The 17,667-nt window shown below is 45.2% G+C and carries 17 protein-coding genes; 13 read left to right on the forward strand and 4 right to left on the reverse strand.

Annotated features, from left to right (window positions below; genetic code table 11):
* Positions 1-94 precede the first annotated feature (94 nt).
* Positions 95-898 (reverse strand): N-acetylmuramoyl-L-alanine amidase, encoded by an 804-nt coding sequence (locus tag WDY75_RS10090; RefSeq protein WP_006211647.1) that lies wholly within the window; start codon positions 896-898, stop codon positions 95-97.
* A gap of 152 nt (positions 899-1,050) precedes the next feature.
* On the opposite strand from WDY75_RS10090, the gene WDY75_RS10095 reads away from it, so the two are divergent.
* Positions 1,051-1,242 (forward strand): YqzE family protein, encoded by a 192-nt coding sequence (locus tag WDY75_RS10095; RefSeq protein ID WP_006211646.1) that lies wholly within the window; start codon positions 1,051-1,053, stop codon positions 1,240-1,242.
* A gap of 151 nt (positions 1,243-1,393) precedes the next feature.
* On the opposite strand, the gene WDY75_RS10100 is transcribed toward WDY75_RS10095, so the two are convergent.
* The 3 genes from WDY75_RS10100 to WDY75_RS10110 form a co-directional block, all read right to left on the reverse strand.
* Complete coding sequence (locus tag WDY75_RS10100) at positions 1,394-2,437, reverse strand: hypothetical protein (RefSeq protein ID WP_063480195.1); 1,044 nt, start codon at positions 2,435-2,437, stop codon at positions 1,394-1,396.
* 145 nt (positions 2,438-2,582) lie between these two features.
* The gene (locus WDY75_RS10105; RefSeq protein WP_063480194.1) at positions 2,583-3,545 is read right to left on the reverse strand and encodes a YqhG family protein; all 963 of its coding nucleotides are present in this window, start codon (positions 3,543-3,545) and stop codon (positions 2,583-2,585) included.
* 1 nt (position 3,546) lies between these two features.
* Positions 3,547-5,304, reverse strand: coding sequence for a DEAD/DEAH box helicase (locus WDY75_RS10110; RefSeq protein WP_006211643.1), 1,758 nt, complete (start codon positions 5,302-5,304; stop codon positions 3,547-3,549).
* A gap of 51 nt (positions 5,305-5,355) precedes the next feature.
* Here WDY75_RS10110 and WDY75_RS10115 point away from each other — a divergent pair, with 51 nt between their 5' ends.
* The 12 genes from WDY75_RS10115 to WDY75_RS10170 all read left to right on the forward strand — a co-directional run bounded on the left by WDY75_RS10115 (position 5,356) and on the right by WDY75_RS10170 (position 17,616).
* Entirely contained in the window at positions 5,356-5,556 is a 201-nt protein-coding gene (locus tag WDY75_RS10115) for a hypothetical protein (protein WP_063480193.1), read from the forward strand.
* Between the two features lie 170 nt (positions 5,557-5,726).
* Positions 5,727-8,372, forward strand: a complete 2,646-nt coding sequence (locus WDY75_RS10120; protein ID WP_063480526.1) for an adenosylcobalamin-dependent ribonucleoside-diphosphate reductase — start codon at positions 5,727-5,729, stop codon at positions 8,370-8,372.
* A 298-nt stretch (positions 8,373-8,670) separates the two neighbouring features.
* Positions 8,671-9,024, forward strand: coding sequence for a hypothetical protein (locus WDY75_RS10125; protein ID WP_076150926.1), 354 nt, complete (start codon positions 8,671-8,673; stop codon positions 9,022-9,024).
* Between the two features lie 309 nt (positions 9,025-9,333).
* Positions 9,334-9,876, forward strand: a complete 543-nt coding sequence (locus WDY75_RS10130) for a hypothetical protein (RefSeq protein ID WP_063480192.1) — start codon at positions 9,334-9,336, stop codon at positions 9,874-9,876.
* A 254-nt stretch (positions 9,877-10,130) separates the two neighbouring features.
* Positions 10,131-10,574 (forward strand): hypothetical protein, encoded by a 444-nt coding sequence (locus WDY75_RS10135; protein ID WP_063480191.1) that lies wholly within the window; start codon positions 10,131-10,133, stop codon positions 10,572-10,574.
* A gap of 472 nt (positions 10,575-11,046) precedes the next feature.
* Complete coding sequence (locus WDY75_RS10140) at positions 11,047-12,051, forward strand: aminoglycoside phosphotransferase family protein (protein WP_063480190.1); 1,005 nt, start codon at positions 11,047-11,049, stop codon at positions 12,049-12,051.
* 255 nt (positions 12,052-12,306) lie between these two features.
* Positions 12,307-13,053 (forward strand): class I SAM-dependent methyltransferase, encoded by a 747-nt coding sequence (locus WDY75_RS10145; protein ID WP_006211639.1) that lies wholly within the window; start codon positions 12,307-12,309, stop codon positions 13,051-13,053.
* A gap of 40 nt (positions 13,054-13,093) precedes the next feature.
* Entirely contained in the window at positions 13,094-13,519 is a 426-nt protein-coding gene (locus WDY75_RS10150) for an NUDIX hydrolase (protein ID WP_063480188.1), read from the forward strand.
* 516 nt (positions 13,520-14,035) lie between these two features.
* Entirely contained in the window at positions 14,036-14,653 is a 618-nt protein-coding gene (locus WDY75_RS10155) for an alpha/beta hydrolase (RefSeq protein ID WP_063480187.1), read from the forward strand.
* 40 nt (positions 14,654-14,693) lie between these two features.
* Positions 14,694-15,785 carry a glycoside hydrolase family 32 protein gene (locus WDY75_RS10160; protein ID WP_063480186.1) on the forward strand — a complete coding sequence of 364 codons (1,092 nt, stop codon included), beginning with the start codon at positions 14,694-14,696 and terminating at the stop codon, positions 15,783-15,785.
* Positions 15,786-16,283: 498 nt separating this feature from the next.
* On the forward strand, positions 16,284-17,126 hold the full coding sequence (locus tag WDY75_RS10165) for an alpha/beta fold hydrolase (protein WP_063480185.1): 843 nt from the start codon (positions 16,284-16,286) through the stop codon (positions 17,124-17,126).
* 49 nt (positions 17,127-17,175) lie between these two features.
* The gene (locus WDY75_RS10170) at positions 17,176-17,616 is read left to right on the forward strand and encodes a hypothetical protein (RefSeq protein WP_036641661.1); all 441 of its coding nucleotides are present in this window, start codon (positions 17,176-17,178) and stop codon (positions 17,614-17,616) included.
* Positions 17,617-17,667 lie beyond the last annotated feature (51 nt).

Consider the following 17,667-nt stretch of genomic DNA (forward strand, 5'->3'; position numbering starts at 1 on the left):
TTTTTCATATTGATGTTAGATTTATTAACGTATGATCGGGTTTTAGGTCCTAGACCGTTAGAAGCTCCCCTGTCTAAACAAAAACAGCTCTGAACTACAGAGCTGTTAAATAACTTATGATCCCGTCGGCAATGGCCTCGGCAATCTTCATTTGGCCGTTGCGGCTGGTCAACAACGTCCGATCCTCCACATTGCTCAGAAAACCGGTCTCTACAATAACCGCAGGCACCTTGGTTTGATTCAGCAGATAATAGGGCTTGCCCAGCATGATGTGATTGCTGTTGTTATACACCAGATTCAACTGTTCCTGGATAGTATCGGCAAGCAAAGTGCTCCGGCCTTCGGATTGATGGAGCACGATCCCGCCTCGTTTGGAGGAATTCTTCCCCCAATTCACATGAACGCTGACCACGAGCTTGGTCGGAATTTCGCTGCTGAGCTGCTTGCGCTGCGACAGATCGCGGCGGTGTCTGGAGGAGGTTCGATGCCAGCGGTTGTCATCGCTAAGTGCATAATCGGCATCGCGATTCAGCACGGCATGATAGCCTTCTTGGCGAAGCAGCATGAACAGTCGGCGTGAGATGGCCAGATTGATATCTTTTTCTAGAATGTCGCCATATGACGTACCGCCATCGATTCCGCCGTGACCTACATCAATCAGAACGACATCATAAGGAAAAGGGTGCAGATGCCGAAGCTGGGTGCGGTCGGTTTCTTTACCGGAGGATTGGGTGGATTCCGGCGTTTCTGACAGAAGCTGGGTTGACTGTATTGAACTTTGATAAACGGATTGAGCGGGGGGCGCCATGGCTTGTTCTTTTGCTTGGCAAGCCTCCGCGACAGAACTCGGAATTGCCAGTGCAAGGAGGAGCATGCATACCCCTGCTGCCTTAACCATGATGGATTCCTTCTTTCACGTAAAAAATTTCGGCTTGATTAGAATGTGCATTTTGCGGAAAATTCATGCCGATCATATTCCAGAGTCTAGAATCCATTGAAACGGAGCAAACTGATAATGGGATGTGGATAAACCATAAGGAGTGAATTCATATGGCTAGCGGCGATGAATTAATTAAGTACATTACGGAGCGCGTAGTTCATTATATAGATACACCTAAGGATATCCGGCGCAAGGCAAGGGTCAAGGAATCCTGGACCACCCGTTGGTTCGGTATGATTCCGTTCTCTATGTCGTTATGGAAAGAAGACGTAACCTCCAAACGTAAAAAAAGGCAAAAGTAGCTGCAGCTTCATGTTCACAAAATTCCGAATTTACATCTTATACAAGGACGCTGCCCTTCAGAGGGCAGCGTCCTGTTTAGTCTGTATGTTTATAACGATGAGGGCAGATGGTTGAAGTACATTTCAGAAGGAGTGCTTAGATTGAAACCCTCTATTCCGGCTGTGCATAGAATTGGCCTTGCCCGATCAGATGAGATGCTGGCAAAAAGCGAAGGGTGTCGCTATCCCGCAGCGGAACCGATACATAAATCGCAGCCGGATTCTGCTGATTCCCAGAAGACCAGCGATGCCAGCCGGTTAAGCTGAAAGGGGATCCGAAGGCGGCATTGCTTTTTTTGGATTTGAATATCAGAGCAGAGTGCTCCTGTAGTAGATTCCGGAGATCGGCACTACTGCCAGCGTTTAGATGGGCTGACGTCAGCCAGAGCAGATTATCGTAAGGATCCTCGGAGGCTGCGGCTGATAGATTGGGTGTCTCGGCAAGCCAAGCATTCGAAGATGTCGAAGTGACGATCCCTTTTGTCGCTGCTGACAGAGGTGTTGGTAATGCCTTGATTCTGCTCGACTGAGGTTCATCCGGTAATGCCTCACTGTTCAGCGCGCTAAAATAAACAGGCTTCTTGCCCGGAAGCTGAACCTGCCACACAGGTGATACATCATACAGTTTGCGGACGACACTTCCTTGGGGTAATACCCCCCCGCCTGTCTTCAGAAGACCTTCTGCTGCGAGGCGCTCATTCAGCGGCGCCTGGCTGAAGGGAAGGGTGGAGCCGATCCCGTACTCGCTTAGGATGTAACTACCATCGTCTGCTGCACTAATAATCATATATCCTTGCGGAATACCCTCGCTCGAAATCGTGATCAGCCAGCCGTGTGTGCCCGGACCGAGAGGGGTGAATTCCATCTCTGCTTCGTCCCAAGCGGTAAACGGTGCATGTACCGATAAATGATCCACGGTCTCCTCGGCAAAATCAACCAAACTGCCCGGTATCTGAGCCAGAATGGGGCTGCTTGACGTTGGCGTACCATGGATACCTCCATTACTGGCTGCAGCCGTGCTGGTCAGTGGATTTACCGCACCCAACCACAGAATGGCCGTTATCATGACAGAGGCTGACAACAATTTATAACGGAGAGACCGGTAGTTGCAGGGTGAATCCGATTTGCTGAAGATTCTTACGTTCCAAAGCTTCAAATCATCAACCGCCTTTCCTTGGCTCTACGCGCCGTGGATGTGATAACAATGATCATATCGGACAAGCTCTGCAAAGGCTGTTGCAAGCTGTCGCGGCAGGGGAAGGGGGACAGGTTCTTTTTTTGCCTGCTTTTGTAGAGGGGCGTCATGAAGAGGCATCCACGGGCGAACAGAGGTGAAACAAGCCGCAGGTTATGACGGACAAGCTCACTTTTGGCTCGTACTGCCACTGCATTTCGGACCTTCTGTTCCGGTATTGCTCCTCAATGAGTACCTTTTTTTCTTCGTCCTGCTCCTTGAGCAAGTCCTCGTAATAGCCATCGATCACCAGAAACTCATCCTTCAGACGTTCTCTTGCCTTCTCAGCCCAGTCGTAATCCAGCTTGCTCAATTTGTCGATCAGATGGTTCTCCAGCGTGGATACGGCCTGCTGAAGGGTAAGCACGGCAGGGCGTACATGAACGCTCTCCGGTAATCGGGGCGTAAGGTCGCGGCCCTTCAGGATAGCCGGGAAATCTTGAGCAATCGTTCGGCTGGATAGTGAGATTCCTAGAAAGAACAACTCCTCACGCTTCAGATCGCAGCTGAACTCTACCTTAAAGCAGACGCTAAGCCACTGCTCATAAGGGGTCGAGCGCCCTCGGGGGCGAGGCTCGGTACCGCGCTGCTGGAACAGATAAACGCATTTTCCTTCCTCGCGGGCTGCATTCCAGATTTGGGCGAGCCGGCTGCTGCCATAACCGATATTTTCCCGTTGAATCCGGCCAGGTCCAAGGACAGGGAGTACCGGCGCATTTCCGTAATAGCGGGCCAGCAGCGGATCCTGCGCTGGTGCCGCGAGCTGAGCTTTGACTTCCGCCTCTTTTGTCTTCGCGAGCCGTTCATCGTATTTATCCGGATCAAAGACGAAGTTGAACGACAACGTTTCGGCTGGAGCGCCGGTACGTTCCACAAAGCCCCAGTAGTACGGGCGGTTGGTGAGCATTTTATCGGCCTGCGGGGACAGTTTCACCGTGACATGCTCAGGTGATTTTTCAATGACGGTGCATTCGGTGGCTTCCAAATAGGCCATGAAGTGCTGCTGCACCTGCTGCGGCGTCATGGTCATATTAGGCCTCTTCCTCTCTAAGGGTTTCTTCTTCGCTGCTTTCGAGCTCGATATCCTGTTTGATATGGTGTATCGTTTCGCCCAGTGTGCTGATGCGCTGCCGGATTTCATCGTCGTTGCCGGATTCCAGCATGATTTTGTACAGGCTCTTCTCAATGGATTCCTTCTTCTCAAACCGCTCCAGAATGACATCCAGTCCGCCGATGACCATCTCGAACATGTTGATCTTCTCATGCAGCAGGTTCAGGATATGTTCTTCAATCGTTCCGGAGGTGGATAAATTGAAGATTTGCACATCGTTGGTTTGACCGAGACGGTGCACGCGTCCGATCCGCTGCTCCACCCGCATGGGATTCCACGGCAGGTCAAAGTTGACCATATGGTGGCAGAATTGCAGATTAATGCCTTCTCCGCCCGCTTCCGTAGCAATCATAACCTGTGCTTTACCGCGAAAGAGATCCATCATCCAGTCCTTCTTGCCTCGGTTCATCCCACCGCGGTAAGGTACGGAAACGAGACCGTGATCACGAAAATAATTAAGCAGATATTCCTGCGTTGCCCGGTATTCCGTGAATACAATAACCTTCTCATTCATTTGTTGAATGAGCTCAATGGTTTTCTCGGCCTTGGTGTTCGCTTTTATGGCCTTGATCAGATAGACCAGCTCCCAGATTTTATCGCGGAGGGGGGAGTCCTCCGGGAGCTTCTTGGACAAATTAACAAGCGTAACGAACACCGCATCCCGGCTGCTGCACACCTCCCGCTGCAGCGTAACGAGGGACAGCATACTGCTTAAATTTCCCCCGGCTGCCTGATACTGATCTTTGACGAAGGATGTGACCCCGTCGTATAATGACTGTTCTTCTGGCGAAAGGCTGAGCCCTACATTGCGGACGGACCGCTTCGTGAATTTCACTTCGCCTTCGCCGCGGCGGTTGCGGATCATGACCTTGGACAGCTCGTCCTTGAGCTGGTCCTGATTCTTGGGTCTCCGTTTATCGACAACGAAATTCGCGGCAAACTGTCCTTGGCCGCCAAGCTGGCCCGGTTTCAGCAGCGTGATGAGATTGAAGAGCTCACTCAAGTCATTCTGCACGGGCGTGGCCGTCAGCAGCAGGCAGTATTTTTTGCGCAGCTTTTGAATGAATTGATAATTGGACGTTTTCTTGTTCTTGAGTTTATGCGCTTCATCGATGATGAGCATATCGTATTCTTCGTTTAGCAGAATTTCCTGATGAGGATCGCGTTTGGCCGTATCCATGGAGGCGACAACGATATCGTTGCCCCAGGAGTAGGCTTTTTTCTGTGCGACCGCAGGTATGCCGAACTTGGAGTTCAGCTCACGGACCCATTGCAGCACAAGGGAAGCGGGAACCAGTATCAGAACTTTGGATACGAGTCCGCGCACGAGGTATTCTTTTAAAATAAGACCGGCTTCAATTGTCTTCCCAAGTCCCACCTCATCGGCCAGAATCGCTCTGCCCGACATCTCGAACAAAACGCGTCTTGCAGTATCCGTCTGGTGGGGAAGCGGGGATAAGGTGCCAAGATGCTTGAGGCATTGCAGCTCTTCGAAGCTTGTAACGAGGCGGGATTTCTCGCCTTCTACGGCAAGCTGGGCCAGTCGATAGTCACCCCAAGGTCCGCCTTTGTCTAGGCGTCCGGCGAGATCGTCAAACCAGGAACGGTCGATCTGCAAGGGAACGGGAATGCGCGGGTCGATGATCATGCCTGAATCGGCAGATGGCTGATGGTTCATGTCGATCTCCTCCTGTTGTGAAATATTCCGGGCCAGCGGTGTATATGTAGTATGGACGAAAAAAGAAGTCTTCATAACCTTGCTTGGATTTGGGAGAAGCGAAAATCCCCTGAGGGTGCGCGGCTGCTGGAATTGGATATTTTCATCCTTTTTTTCATAGGGAAGAGTGAAAAAGAGAGCGAGAGGAAGAAAGCAGAAGCTTGCGAGCGGGAGCTTGGAACAGTCGGCTTAATTTTCACATTATCGGCATAGTTAACCTATATATAGTGTAGTATAATGAATAAATAGCACTATATATAGTGTATATAGTGGTTTCGGATGTTTGACCGGCTACATAACAGGTTATGTTGTTGGTGAGCGCATATACTTGGGAATCTTTTTGATTTTATAACTTATATAGGAGGTAGTTGCTCTTGACTACGATGCAGAATCAGCGGCTGGAAGGTTTAAGCGAGAAGATCTTTTTGGACCGGTATGCCTGGAAGGATGCGGACACCAACAACGCGAAGGTCGGCGATGTGGTGCTTGTTCTGACGAAGGATGATCCTAAATTTCCGACTAAGGAAGTTGGCGAAATCGTGAAGCGCGAAGGCCGCAAGGTCACGGTGAAGACACGGAAGGGCGAGCTTGTGGAATCGGATGTGGAGAAGCTGACGTTAACCATCGAGAAAACGCCGGAAGAAATGTGGGATCGACTCGCAGCTGCTATGTCATCGGTGGAAGCAACGCCGGAACTGCAGGAGGAGTGGCGCGGGAAATTCCGCGAGATTCTGGATGATTGGAAGCTGGTGCCGGGCGGTCGGATTGCGGCTGGTGCGGGTGCAAGCGATGAATTGACGCTGTTCAACTGTTACGTGATTCCTTCGCCGAAGGACAGTCGGGGCGGGATTATGGAAACTCTGTCCGAAATGACCGAGATTATGGCGCGCGGCGGCGGTGTCGGCATCAACTTGTCCTCCCTGCGTCCTCGGCGGGCGATTGTGAGAGGTGTGAACGGTTCCTCCAGCGGTGCGGTATCGTGGGGCGGATTGTTCAGTTATACGACAGGCCTGATCGAGCAGGGCGGAAGCCGCCGGGGCGCTCTCATGCTAATGATTAACGATTGGCACCCGGACGTGGAGGATTTCATTACGGTGAAGCAGACGATGGGACAAGTTACAAATGCAAACCTGTCAGTATGCGTCAGCAATGATTTCATGAAAGCCGTGAAGGAGGATCTGGACTGGGAGCTCGTGTTCCCGGATACCACCGATCCCGATTATGATGAGTTGTGGGACGGCGACCTGGAGAAATGGAAGAAAGCCGGACATAGCGTTATTCCATATAAAACGGTAAGGGCACGCGAGGTATGGCATACGATTATCGAATCTGCATGGAAATCTGCGGAGCCGGGTGTTGTCTTCATGGAATACTACAACCAGATGTCCAACAGCTGGTATTTCAACCCGATTATCTGCACGAACCCTTGCGGTGAGCAGGGACTTCCTGGCTGGGGCGTATGCAACCTGTCGGCGATGAACCTGTCGAAGTTCTATGATGAGGCGAATCATGACGTCGCTTGGGAAGAGCTGGCTACCACGACGCGTTACTCCGTGCGCTTCCTGGATAATGTCATTGACCGGACGCCGTACCATTTTGAAGAGAATGAATTGAACCAGAAAAAAGAGCGCCGCGTGGGCCTTGGAACGATGGGTCTGGCCGAGCTGATGATCAAGCTGAACATCCGTTACGGCAGCCCGGAATCACTGGAATTCCTGGATAAGCTGTACGGCTTCATCGCACGCGAGGCGTATCTGGCTTCCGCCGATATTGCCGAAGAGAAGGGTTCGTTCCAAGCATTCGATGCCGAGCTGTACCTGCAAAGCGGCTTCATGAAAAATATGGCGGAAGTGTATCCAGAAGTGGCGGATGCGGTGCGTGAAAAGGGCGCGCGCAACGTGACCGTGATTACCCAAGCGCCGACGGGCAGCACGGGTACGATGGTTGGAACGTCGACGGGCATCGAGCCGTACTTTGCCTTCAAATACTTCCGTCAAAGCCGTCTTGGCTTCGACGAGCAGTTCGTGCCGATTGCCCAGGACTGGCTGGACAGTCATCCGGGCGAGGAGCTGCCGGATTATTACGTCACGGCGATGACACTCTCCGCCGAGGACCATATCCGCGTGCAGGCGGCGATTCAGCGCTGGGTGGACAGCTCGATCTCGAAGACGGCGAACTGTCCGGCTGACTTCACGGTTGAAGATACGAAGCGCCTGTATGAGCTGGCATTCGATCTGGGATGCAAAGGCGTAACGATCTACCGTGACGGCAGCCGCGATGTGCAGGTGCTGCAGACGGAGAAAAAAGAAGAGAAAGCAGCCGAAGCAGTGACCGCCCCTTCGGCGGAAACGGCCTTGGAGCAAAGCGCGGCAGGGCAAGCGGCAGAGGATGCGGCGAGCGTGGAGCCAGCGGGTGCAAGCGTGGCAGTGACAGCATCCGCAAGCAAGAGCGGGCTGGATAAACAATACAAGAAGCGCCCGCAGGTGCTGCGCGGAGCTACCTATAAGATGAATACGCCTTTTGGCATGGCGTACATTACGATCAATGATCTGGACGGCATTCCCAGCGAAATCTTCCTGAATGTCGGCAAGGCCGGCTCGGATGTATTCGCGATGGCGGAAGCCTTGGGCCGGGTCTGCTCCTTGTTCCTCCGGTATGGGGACCACGGCAATAAGGTGGAGCTGCTGATCAAGCACCTTAAGGGCATCGGCGGCACCGGCGCGATCGGCTTCGGTGCGAACCGCGTGGAATCCATTGCCGACGCCGTGGCGAAGGCGCTGGAAACGCACGTGGCGAACAACGCGGAGGCGGATCATGACCATGATCCGGCACCGGTCGCAGCCACGATGGCGCCTGCTGATGCAGACGAGTCCGGTGCACCGGCAGCCGCAGGGTATGGCGGCCACGGCTCGCACGCAGGCGGCGGCTCCATGTCGCTGGATCTGTGCCCATCCTGCGGCGGGGCATCCCTGATTAACATTGAGGGATGCAAGACGTGCGGTAACTGCGGGTACAGTAAGTGTTCTTGAGGGATTGCCAAGACTTAAAATCATTTTGAAGACTACGGTAGAATAGAATCTGCACCCGAATCGAATATTTAAAAGCTGGAAGCACCAGTTCCTCTGCCATGCAGATGGAATTGGTGTTTTTTTTGCAATAGATTAACCGTACCATTAACACCCAACATTTATTATTCGGAAAATTTAATATATATGCATAAAATCTTTATTTTGATATAATAGTTAAAATATTACTTATAATATGACCATTACATAATTTCTCTTACTGACATTCTAAATCAAGAAGGAAAGAAGGGGGGTGAAATGAGTGAAAAAAGTAGTATTGATCTTGCTAATAGCATGTTTCTCTTTCTCTACTAGCGCATTTGCTGCGTATACTGCAACATCGCATGATTTGACAGTTTACCAACCAGCTCAACATAAATTAAGTGTTGGCCTATGGAGCTCTACGAATGAAACCGTTGAGCTAACGCTTTATTCCAAAGGACCAGCCGGTCAACTTAGCACCGTCTTCACGACAACCGTGAATATCGGACCAACTTCACCAAGTCCTGTCGAGTATTCAGTAGGTTATCTTAGTCCCGGAACTTATGTACTCAAAGGACAGTTCCAAGGGTCTTATGGTAGTCTGGGACCTGTTAGTTTAAACCAAGTCTATTAATAATAAATTCATAGAGATCCAAACGGCCAAGCCCCATCGATTGGCCGTTTTATTTTTTAAATTGAAAAAGGATCGGTTCCTAAACGGAGTTTGAGCGAGCCCAACAAAAGGTCACGCTTCGGGTGGCATTCGTCGCCCCCCGGTCCACCAGAGTTTTTTTAAGGAAGTGGAATCAGCCGGACATACCTGCGTGGCTAAGTCCTGTCTGACCTGGTCGCAACGCGACCTTAAGACTCTCGGCGCCGTGAATCGGGAATATTACAAGGTCTGTAATGAATGGGGATTGACTTAAAGGAATGGGGAGTTTCGATGAAGCATGCTTTAGTTATAGGCGGTTCAGGGATTCTTGCCAACACTTCACTTTGGTTAGCGGATGAGGGCTTTACGGTGTCTGTTATTGGTAGGGATAATCATAAGTTGAGTAAATTAACCGGTATGAGTAAGAACATAATACCTATCTCGGTTGATTACTATAATGAAAGACTTTTTAGTTCCGAAATTCATAATTCAATTACTACAAATGGTCCGTATGATTTAGTCGTTCGCTGGATTCATAATAACGATAAGCAGATTATTGATACTATCAGCAGTGAAATTAGAAAGGTTACTAACGAAGGATGGAATCTATTTCATATTCTGGGTAGTAACTCGAACCTTGAAGATATACGGAGTAAAATGGATTACATCGAGAATTGTGATTACCACCAGATTCAACTTGGTTTTATTATGGAGAACGATAAATCGAGATGGTTAACACATGATGAGATATCAAATGGCGTAATAAACGGTATTAAATCAAATTCAAAAAAATATCTTGTGGGAACCTTAACGCCATGGAGTAAAAAACCGTAAATATTACTCTGAGAACATCATCCAATGATGAGGATAATAACATTATAGGAAACCAGTTAAACGAAATAAAACACGGAGATAAGCATGAATAAATCATTTCTTCCGATTCTTATGAAATGTTTCTGTTAGCAAGTTTGTTCCATCATCCCATGAAAAGTGATGATGTCATCTATTTAGAAACCGGTGGTGGGACGTTCGTGAACACACGAGCGTTAAATGAAAGATGTTCAAATTCCTTTTTTAGGAGCTGTTCGATGAAGAAGAAAAGTACTTATATCATCATTCTATTAACGTTATCCTTCGCTATACTTCTAATTAAATTTATCGAATCTCAAAGTCAGAAGAGAGTGCTTGAAAACTCAATAGATACTGCGTATAAAGTTCAACTCAGTAATGTGCTTGGAAGTTTCAGTTTGCAAGTAAATGATTATACTTACAGATCAATGATTTCGAGTGTATATAGTGTGGCAGTGATGTCAAAACTAACTTCTTTCGAAGAGGTAAATGATGATTTAGATATTAGTTTATATAACCTCTATATTTCATTAAGAGAGGAGAAATCAAAAGACAAAGTTTTAGCACGAGTTGAAGAATTACATGAGATATTTTCTAAGATGCTACAAGATCCTGCAAGTAAAGAAGCAACCAATAAATTGATTCAAATTTCAAATGAAACATTTTTTAGTGTTGAAGAATAATTTTATTAAGTCATATTGGAGATTTACAAATTGCATTGATAAAGTACTAACATGATCGTAATCTAAAGATGACCGACGGCATCACATAACATTATATTCACGCATCGGGGTTTATCCGCTCCTTGGTCCACGAGAAGCCATCAGCAGGGATGCACTTACAGCGGACACATCCGCACCGACTAATCACCTCACGGCCGGCTGTTGGCGCAGCCTTAAGTCGGTTGGCCCTCGTGAATATACGAACGTTATGCGAGATTACCGAAAACAAAATTGGAAGGAACGTTCATTCTTGCTCTTTTAACAACAACAAGAGAAAGTAAAAACCCACCCCAAGTCTGACGCCAAAAGTGGGTTTCCATTTTAGAAAAAATGTACCATAGCAAATTAGAATGGAGAGCCATCGTGACCTAAAAAACTTGTTGGTGCTCCAATGCTATTATTGAAAATTCATGGTAGTAAGGAGAGGGTCTGATTGACAACAGAAATCTTTTTTTCTGCGAATATGATCGGTGTATTAACCAATAAACAATTACAGAGAATGTTAAATCGCTTTAACTTAGGTAACCTGATATCATATCAAGAAACTTCTAAAGGTGTAGGTAAGCAGACCCTGTTTGTCAGTACTACTTCAGGAGATTATGTATTAAAAGGAAACCCGTTATATGAAGGACAATTTAAAGAAGAAAAATTCTATGTAGACAACTTGAATAAACTCACAAATTTGCCTGTTCCATATCCCTATATAGTAGATGAACAAGAAGATATATTTGGATGGACCTATGCTATAATGCCACGGCTTCCAGGAATGCATTTTACAGATCAAAATAAAAAAGAAAAATTGAACAAAGAAGAGAAAAAGAGGATTGTTGAACTGCTAGTCAACTGCTTGTGTGAGATGCATCAGTGGAAGGTAGAGCAATATGGAGAATTTGATTCAAAAAATCAACGAATCCGTCCGTTTGAAAGTACATATAAAACTTGGCTTTACAATCGAATCAGGTATTGGTTAAAAGATGCCGAGAAGTACTCTGTGATTACATCTAAAGATATTGAATGGGTTGAAGATTTATTGTTATCTTGTGAGGAAGCGTTTGACGTTTTAAATTCACCAACCTTTGTAATGGGTGATTTCAAAGCAGATAATGTGCTGGTTCAACGCTTAACTGAAGACTGGAAATTAAGTGGCATATTTGATTTTACAACTGGTTATTTTGGTGATGGAATAGCTGACTTGCCGCGGATCGTTTCCATGTATATTGAAGATGGGGAAGAGGAACTAGCCAAGCATTTTATCACAGCATATTTTCATCGTATAGAAAGCAAGGAAGCGTTTAAAGAAAGATTTAAAGTGCATATGCTTCATCAAAGAGTGTTGGATTGGGGATGTGCTAAAGCAATCGATAACGTAACTTGGGATCACAATTTATCCTTTTCAGAGTGGGCACAAAGATACACAGATTTTGTAACCTCTATATGATACAACAATTTCTGAAAGATACAGGCTTGAAATTTGATATTCCATGATATCATAAGTGCAAATGAGCCAGATCTCCTTAAAGGAGATTCTGGCTCATATTTTATTATTAGGAGATGAGAGTCAAATGAAAACTATGGTTATTGCAGTAAGCGGTTACTCGGGAGCAGGCAAAAGCACCGTAGTGTGCTTTGATGGTATAATCAGGAAAAAGGGTAGTTCAGGTAACCAAATTTGTATAAGAGGGGGGTCATCAGCATGAACATTCATAGTGTTTATGAAACAAACAGCTCTTATTGGAATACCAAAGGAAATGACCACTTAAGAGCAATTGTGCTTCCTTTTTATGGAGCATTCATCACGGAAGAAAAATGCCAACTTTTTGGCGATGTCTCAGGGAAAAAGATGTTAGAAATAGGCTGTGGAAATGGACAATCCTTGCAATATCAAGGGGAGCGTCATGCATCTGAACTATGGGGGATCGACATATCAGAAAAACAAATTGAAAAGGCAAAACAGCACTTGACGGCGTGCGGGCTTTCAGCAAAATGGATCTGTTCTCCGATGGAAGAAGAATGTAGCATCCCTGTGGATTATTTTGACTATGTTTATTCGATTTACGCCATAGGATGGACAACCGACCTTGAAGGTACTTTTCGCCGGATCGCTTCTTATTTAAAAAAAGACGGCATATTTATTTTCAGTTGGTCTCATCCGATACACAAATGTGTTGTTGAAGAAAACAATACATTTTCGTTTAACAAAAGTTATTTCGATGAATCTTGGTATTCGGTATCTCCTGATTTTTGTCAAGGCGTGCTAACTTTATCAGATCGCAAACTATCAACCTATATAAATGCGTTGGCAAAATCAGGGTTTGTTATTGAACAAATGGTTGAAGAAACCGAGAATGAAATCACACAACTACACGATGAAAATAACGATTTTGTCAAAAGAGCCAAGATGTTTCCTGTAACCTTCGTTATTAAAGCGAGAAAACTTTAAAACTTCGCCCGTCGTGTGAATAGGGGAAAGGAGAATACAGATGAGCCCTCCGAAACATATTGTTTCTGCAGCAGCAATTGTAATAAATGATAACAATGAGATATTACTTATTAAGGGACCAAGAAGAGGTTGGGAGATGCCTGGGGGTCAAGTTGAAGAGGGAGAATCATTGAGTAAAGCCGCAATCCGAGAAACCAAAGAAGAGTCAGGAATTGATATTGAGATCATCAGATTTTGTGGGATATTTCAGAACGTTGGAAATTCAATTTGCAATACCCTATTTCTCGCAAAACCAATAGGCGGAGAATTGACACCATCATCTGAAAGCTTGGAAACGGGATTTTTTCCGATTGAAGAAGCGTTAGCGATGATTACATGGAAAGATTTCAAGAAGAGAATTGAGTATTGTCTAAGAGCAGAGGTACAGCCTTTTTGCATCGAGTTTAACGACAAGATGAATATTTGAAAGGATCACAGGAAGTGTCACTAAATATAGAGTCCCGACTGACTTGTTACAAGTTCAGCAGCCCCTTGCGCAGTTTAAATCAGGGGGCTTTTCTAAACCTATGGAAATCAACGAACAGCTGTGTAACATAAAGGAGTTAGTTATGAAAATTAAAATCAGTGCCTTAAGCACATATATGATCACTCTAAATTTTATAATATTTCTTAATCTTTTGAATATGACTTACAACTTTGTTCGTAATATTACGAGCGATTTTAAACTTATACAATACGAGGGTTTTGTTATTAATGATGTTGAATTTAATAATTTATCTTTTAGGATACATACAGATTCCGAGGTGTTCAGTCATTTTTGTCACCCAATGCTACTAATCCTTTTTGGAATAACATTAAATATTGCTTATTACATAATCAAAGTAATAGTCGAAGGCAAAAAAGCAAATTCTGATAAACCATTCAGCGTAATCAAATAGTGTATCGAAATCCAAATCACCTGAAGCGGAAAGGATGGAAGGCAATGAAATTTGAGATTTTAACGATACCCTCGTTCTGGAAAACGGACATGAAACAAAAGTATTATCAGCTATATGAGGAAAACAATAAACTCGTTGTTCTGTTTCCCGGAAAAAACTATCCTTGTGATAAGCCATGTCTGCATTTTGCTGGAACTTCCTCAATCCAAAGTGGTTTCGATTTATTGGTACTTGAATATGGATATCAAGCAGCGAGAACGGATTTGGATATGAATGAGCTGCAAAGAGTCATAGAAGATAGCTATGAATCGGTTCAACGAATCATTAGCAAGTATAATCAAGTTGTTTTTATCAGTAAGAGCATTGGAACAATAGTTGCTGGGGAAGTGCATGAACAACTTGAAATCCCAGTAAAACATCTGTTCTTGACACCAATTAAAGACACCATTCACTATGTTAACAAGTTTAATGGCCTTGTGGTCTATGGAACAAAGGATGAAGTGTTCAATCATGAGCTTGCCAACCAAATTAACATAGACAAAGCCAGAGAGGTAATTGAAATTCCGAATGCAAATCATTCTTTAGAGGCCCCTAGTGTTGAGGAAAGTATTGAGATTCTAGGTAAACTTGTAAAGATATATATGAATTTTCTAAATAAGTAATCCCATTAGTAAGGCAATATCAATAAGGAGCTGATATAAATTGCCAGAACGTCTTAAATATCATTTCGAGCCGAAAACCGGTTGGATCAACGACCCCAATGGTCTAGTCTTCTTTAAAGGGCGATACCACGCTTTCTTTCAGCATTATCCATTTGTTCCCCGTTGGGGTCAGATGCACTGGGGGCACGCTGTTAGCGATGACCTGGTTCATTGGGAAGAATTATCGATAGCTCTCTACCCTGACCAGGAATACGAAGACAGTGAGCAGGGTGGGTGCTTCTCCGGCTGTGCTGTCGTCAAGGACGACATCCTTTATCTCATCTATACCTCGGTATCAGATGTGCACGGTCAGACACAATCGGTTGCAATTAGCCATGACGGAATACACTTTGAGAAGTACAGTGGTAATCCTGTTATCAGGGAGTTTCCTCCAGAGGCGAGTGCTGATTTCCGTGATCCCAAGGTCACCTTCATGGACGGAGTTTACTATATGGTAATCGCGTCAGGCAAGGAGGACATTGGTAAAATACTTCTTTATCAATCACAAAATCTGCTGGATTGGGACTATGTAGGAGTCTTGTTTGAAGGCTCTGAATATGGAGGCGTCTTGGAATGCCCTGACTTCTTCCCTTTTGAAGGAAAGTATCTGCTGATGTTCTCACAAATAAACCGTGACACCCGTGCGACGATGTTTGCTTATGGTAATTTTGACGGAAAGCAGTTGACTGATTTTTCATTGCATGCGCCTCATATTGGGCCGCACTATTATGCACCACAGACTTTTCTGGATCCTAAAGGCCGCAGGATCATTATCGGCTGGTTATTCAACAAGGATGAGAAACTAAACGGGGGAGCCGATTATGCTGGGGCATTGACGATTCCATGCGAGCTAAGCATGAAGGACGGTAAATTGCTCGCCTACCCTGTAGCCGAAGCACAAGAGTTGCTAAACAATTCTGATGAACTGGTTGTTATCGAGAACGATAAAGTTTGGATCAAAGCAAACAATACTACCTTCCCTGTAGAATACGGCGGTGCAATAAACTCTATCAAGGTGCTGCGTGACACAAAAACCATTGAGGTGTTTGTTAACAAAGGAGAGGCCGTGTTTACCTACTGGTATGCAAAATAAATAAGCCGAGGAAAATGTGTGATAAGCACTTTATCTAACAATCTATATAAACTGAGGGCTTACCTTTTATGTTAGCTTGAACAAAATCCCCAAGTATTGACATGGAAATTTATCGTATGTTAGCATTGCTGTATCTGGTACGAACGGAGGGGTTACGTGTGGCAAACTAAATTCTCGATATTCTTCGCACAATGAATTGGATAGTGGTTTAAGGCTATTTTGTGTGCAAAGTAATCGAAGAATGGTTTGCCTTCACGGTAACCTAATTTAGTTATATGCGATTAGAGACGGGGGATTTTACTCTCCTATCGCGTTGACTGGACTTGAAGAAAATGTAATGAACCCTTTAAGGATCTATCTGGTGACTTGACTGCGAGTCTATCATAGGGTGATTATCTTATTTGTTCATTTTCAAATTCTTTTTCGATTACAGTATGCATAGGCCGATATAGCCTGTGTTTTTTTATTTCGTATAACATATTGGAGGTAGGAATTCACATGAACGAACGATTCATAAATGCAGATGGAATTAATATATGTATAGACAGTTTTGGAGATCCCGTTAACCCGGCCATTTTGCTGATTATGGGTGCCCAATCCTCCATGATTTGGTGGGAAGAAGAATTCTGCCAGCGTCTAGCTGATACAGGGCGTTTTATCATTCGTTATGATAACCGCGATGTTGGACGCACAACAACTTACGAACCTGGTCAACCCGATTATACATTCGAAGACATGGCAGATGATGCTATTCGTGTGTTGGATGCTTATAAAATGGAGCAAGCGCATATCTTAGGCATGTCGATGGGCGGCATGTTGACTCAAATGATAGCTCTGCGTCATCCGGAGAGAGTTCTAACGATTACCCTCCTATCCACGTCCAATTTTGCTCCACATCTTCCCCCGATGGAGGAAAAGATAATGGACTTTTTCTCGAAAATGGGGGTTATCGATTGGTCCAACGAACATTCGGTAACGGAATTTGCTGTGGAGAGATCGAGAATTCTAGCAGGTTCAAAGCATCTTTTCGATGAGAATAAAGTTGGCATTTTGGCTAAACGAGAATTTGCAAGAAGTAATAATATCGCGAGCATGAGTAATCATGGCTTAATAGCAGGTGGCGAATCGTACTTGGCTAGGACGAGTGCAATAAATGTACCCACTCTGGTTATACACGGTACGGAAGATCCCATAATTCCTTATGAACATGGTGAAAATCTTGCTAACGAGATTCCGGGTGCGGTTTTACTAACATTGGTGGGGACAGGACATGAGCTTCATTATGATGACTGGGGTTTAGTCATCGATTCGATCTCAAAGCACACTTCAATTTCTGAATAGTTCAACTGACGGGTACGATAGCAACCATTGAGCGGAAGGGAGCCTATATATGAAAGAATTACTTGAAGAGCCAAAAGGGACAACATACAAAGACCTGTTAGAGGTAGCGTTTAGCACATGTGACGAGTTTCTGTTAGTTAAAAGGGACCAACTTGATTTAAACAAAAACGCTAAACAATGGATTGAAGAGATAAAGCCGCACATAAAAGAAATAAGAAGGCAGGATGCATGGCCAGGGACAACTTTACTTGGACACTATGCGGATGTTTATTATTTTAATTGCAATCAAGAATTGAAAGAAGTGCTGATAAGGAAAACTGAACGCTTATATCAATGGCTCCAGCCAGAATTGCTTGAAGACATATGCTTTTTTAAGAACGGGAAAGAATGGTTGGCTACTGTAGCACATGAACAAATAGGTGTTATTATGACTGAAGATGAAAATGAAATTGAGAAAATTAGAGGAATAAAAGGAATTAAAATGTCATGAAAAATTAAAATGATTCAGTATTTTATAACAAGTCTTATACGCATATAAAAC

It is taken from the genome of Paenibacillus glucanolyticus (assembly GCF_037333485.1).
GTDB lineage: Bacteria > Bacillota > Bacilli > Paenibacillales > Paenibacillaceae > Paenibacillus_AQ > Paenibacillus_AQ glucanolyticus.

What these genes read in the sequence shown, in the direction of transcription:
- WDY75_RS10090 (WP_006211647.1), bottom strand. Translation starts at nt 898, where the DNA reads ATGGTTAAGGCAGCAGGGGTATGCATGCTCCTCCTTGCACTGGCAATT.
- WDY75_RS10095 (WP_006211646.1), top strand. Translation starts at nt 1,051, where the DNA reads ATGGCTAGCGGCGATGAATTAATTAAGTACATTACGGAGCGCGTAGTT.
- WDY75_RS10105 (WP_063480194.1), bottom strand. Translation starts at nt 3,545, where the DNA reads ATGACCATGACGCCGCAGCAGGTGCAGCAGCACTTCATGGCCTATTTG.
- WDY75_RS10110 (WP_006211643.1), bottom strand. Translation starts at nt 5,304, where the DNA reads ATGAACCATCAGCCATCTGCCGATTCAGGCATGATCATCGACCCGCGC.
- WDY75_RS10115 (WP_063480193.1), top strand. Translation starts at nt 5,356, where the DNA reads ATGGACGAAAAAAGAAGTCTTCATAACCTTGCTTGGATTTGGGAGAAG.
- WDY75_RS10120 (WP_063480526.1), top strand. Translation starts at nt 5,727, where the DNA reads ATGCAGAATCAGCGGCTGGAAGGTTTAAGCGAGAAGATCTTTTTGGAC.
- WDY75_RS10130 (WP_063480192.1), top strand. Translation starts at nt 9,334, where the DNA reads ATGAAGCATGCTTTAGTTATAGGCGGTTCAGGGATTCTTGCCAACACT.
- WDY75_RS10135 (WP_063480191.1), top strand. Translation starts at nt 10,131, where the DNA reads ATGAAGAAGAAAAGTACTTATATCATCATTCTATTAACGTTATCCTTC.
- WDY75_RS10145 (WP_006211639.1), top strand. Translation starts at nt 12,307, where the DNA reads ATGAACATTCATAGTGTTTATGAAACAAACAGCTCTTATTGGAATACC.
- WDY75_RS10150 (WP_063480188.1), top strand. Translation starts at nt 13,094, where the DNA reads ATGAGCCCTCCGAAACATATTGTTTCTGCAGCAGCAATTGTAATAAAT.
- WDY75_RS10155 (WP_063480187.1), top strand. Translation starts at nt 14,036, where the DNA reads ATGAAATTTGAGATTTTAACGATACCCTCGTTCTGGAAAACGGACATG.
- WDY75_RS10165 (WP_063480185.1), top strand. Translation starts at nt 16,284, where the DNA reads ATGAACGAACGATTCATAAATGCAGATGGAATTAATATATGTATAGAC.
- WDY75_RS10170 (WP_036641661.1), top strand. Translation starts at nt 17,176, where the DNA reads ATGAAAGAATTACTTGAAGAGCCAAAAGGGACAACATACAAAGACCTG.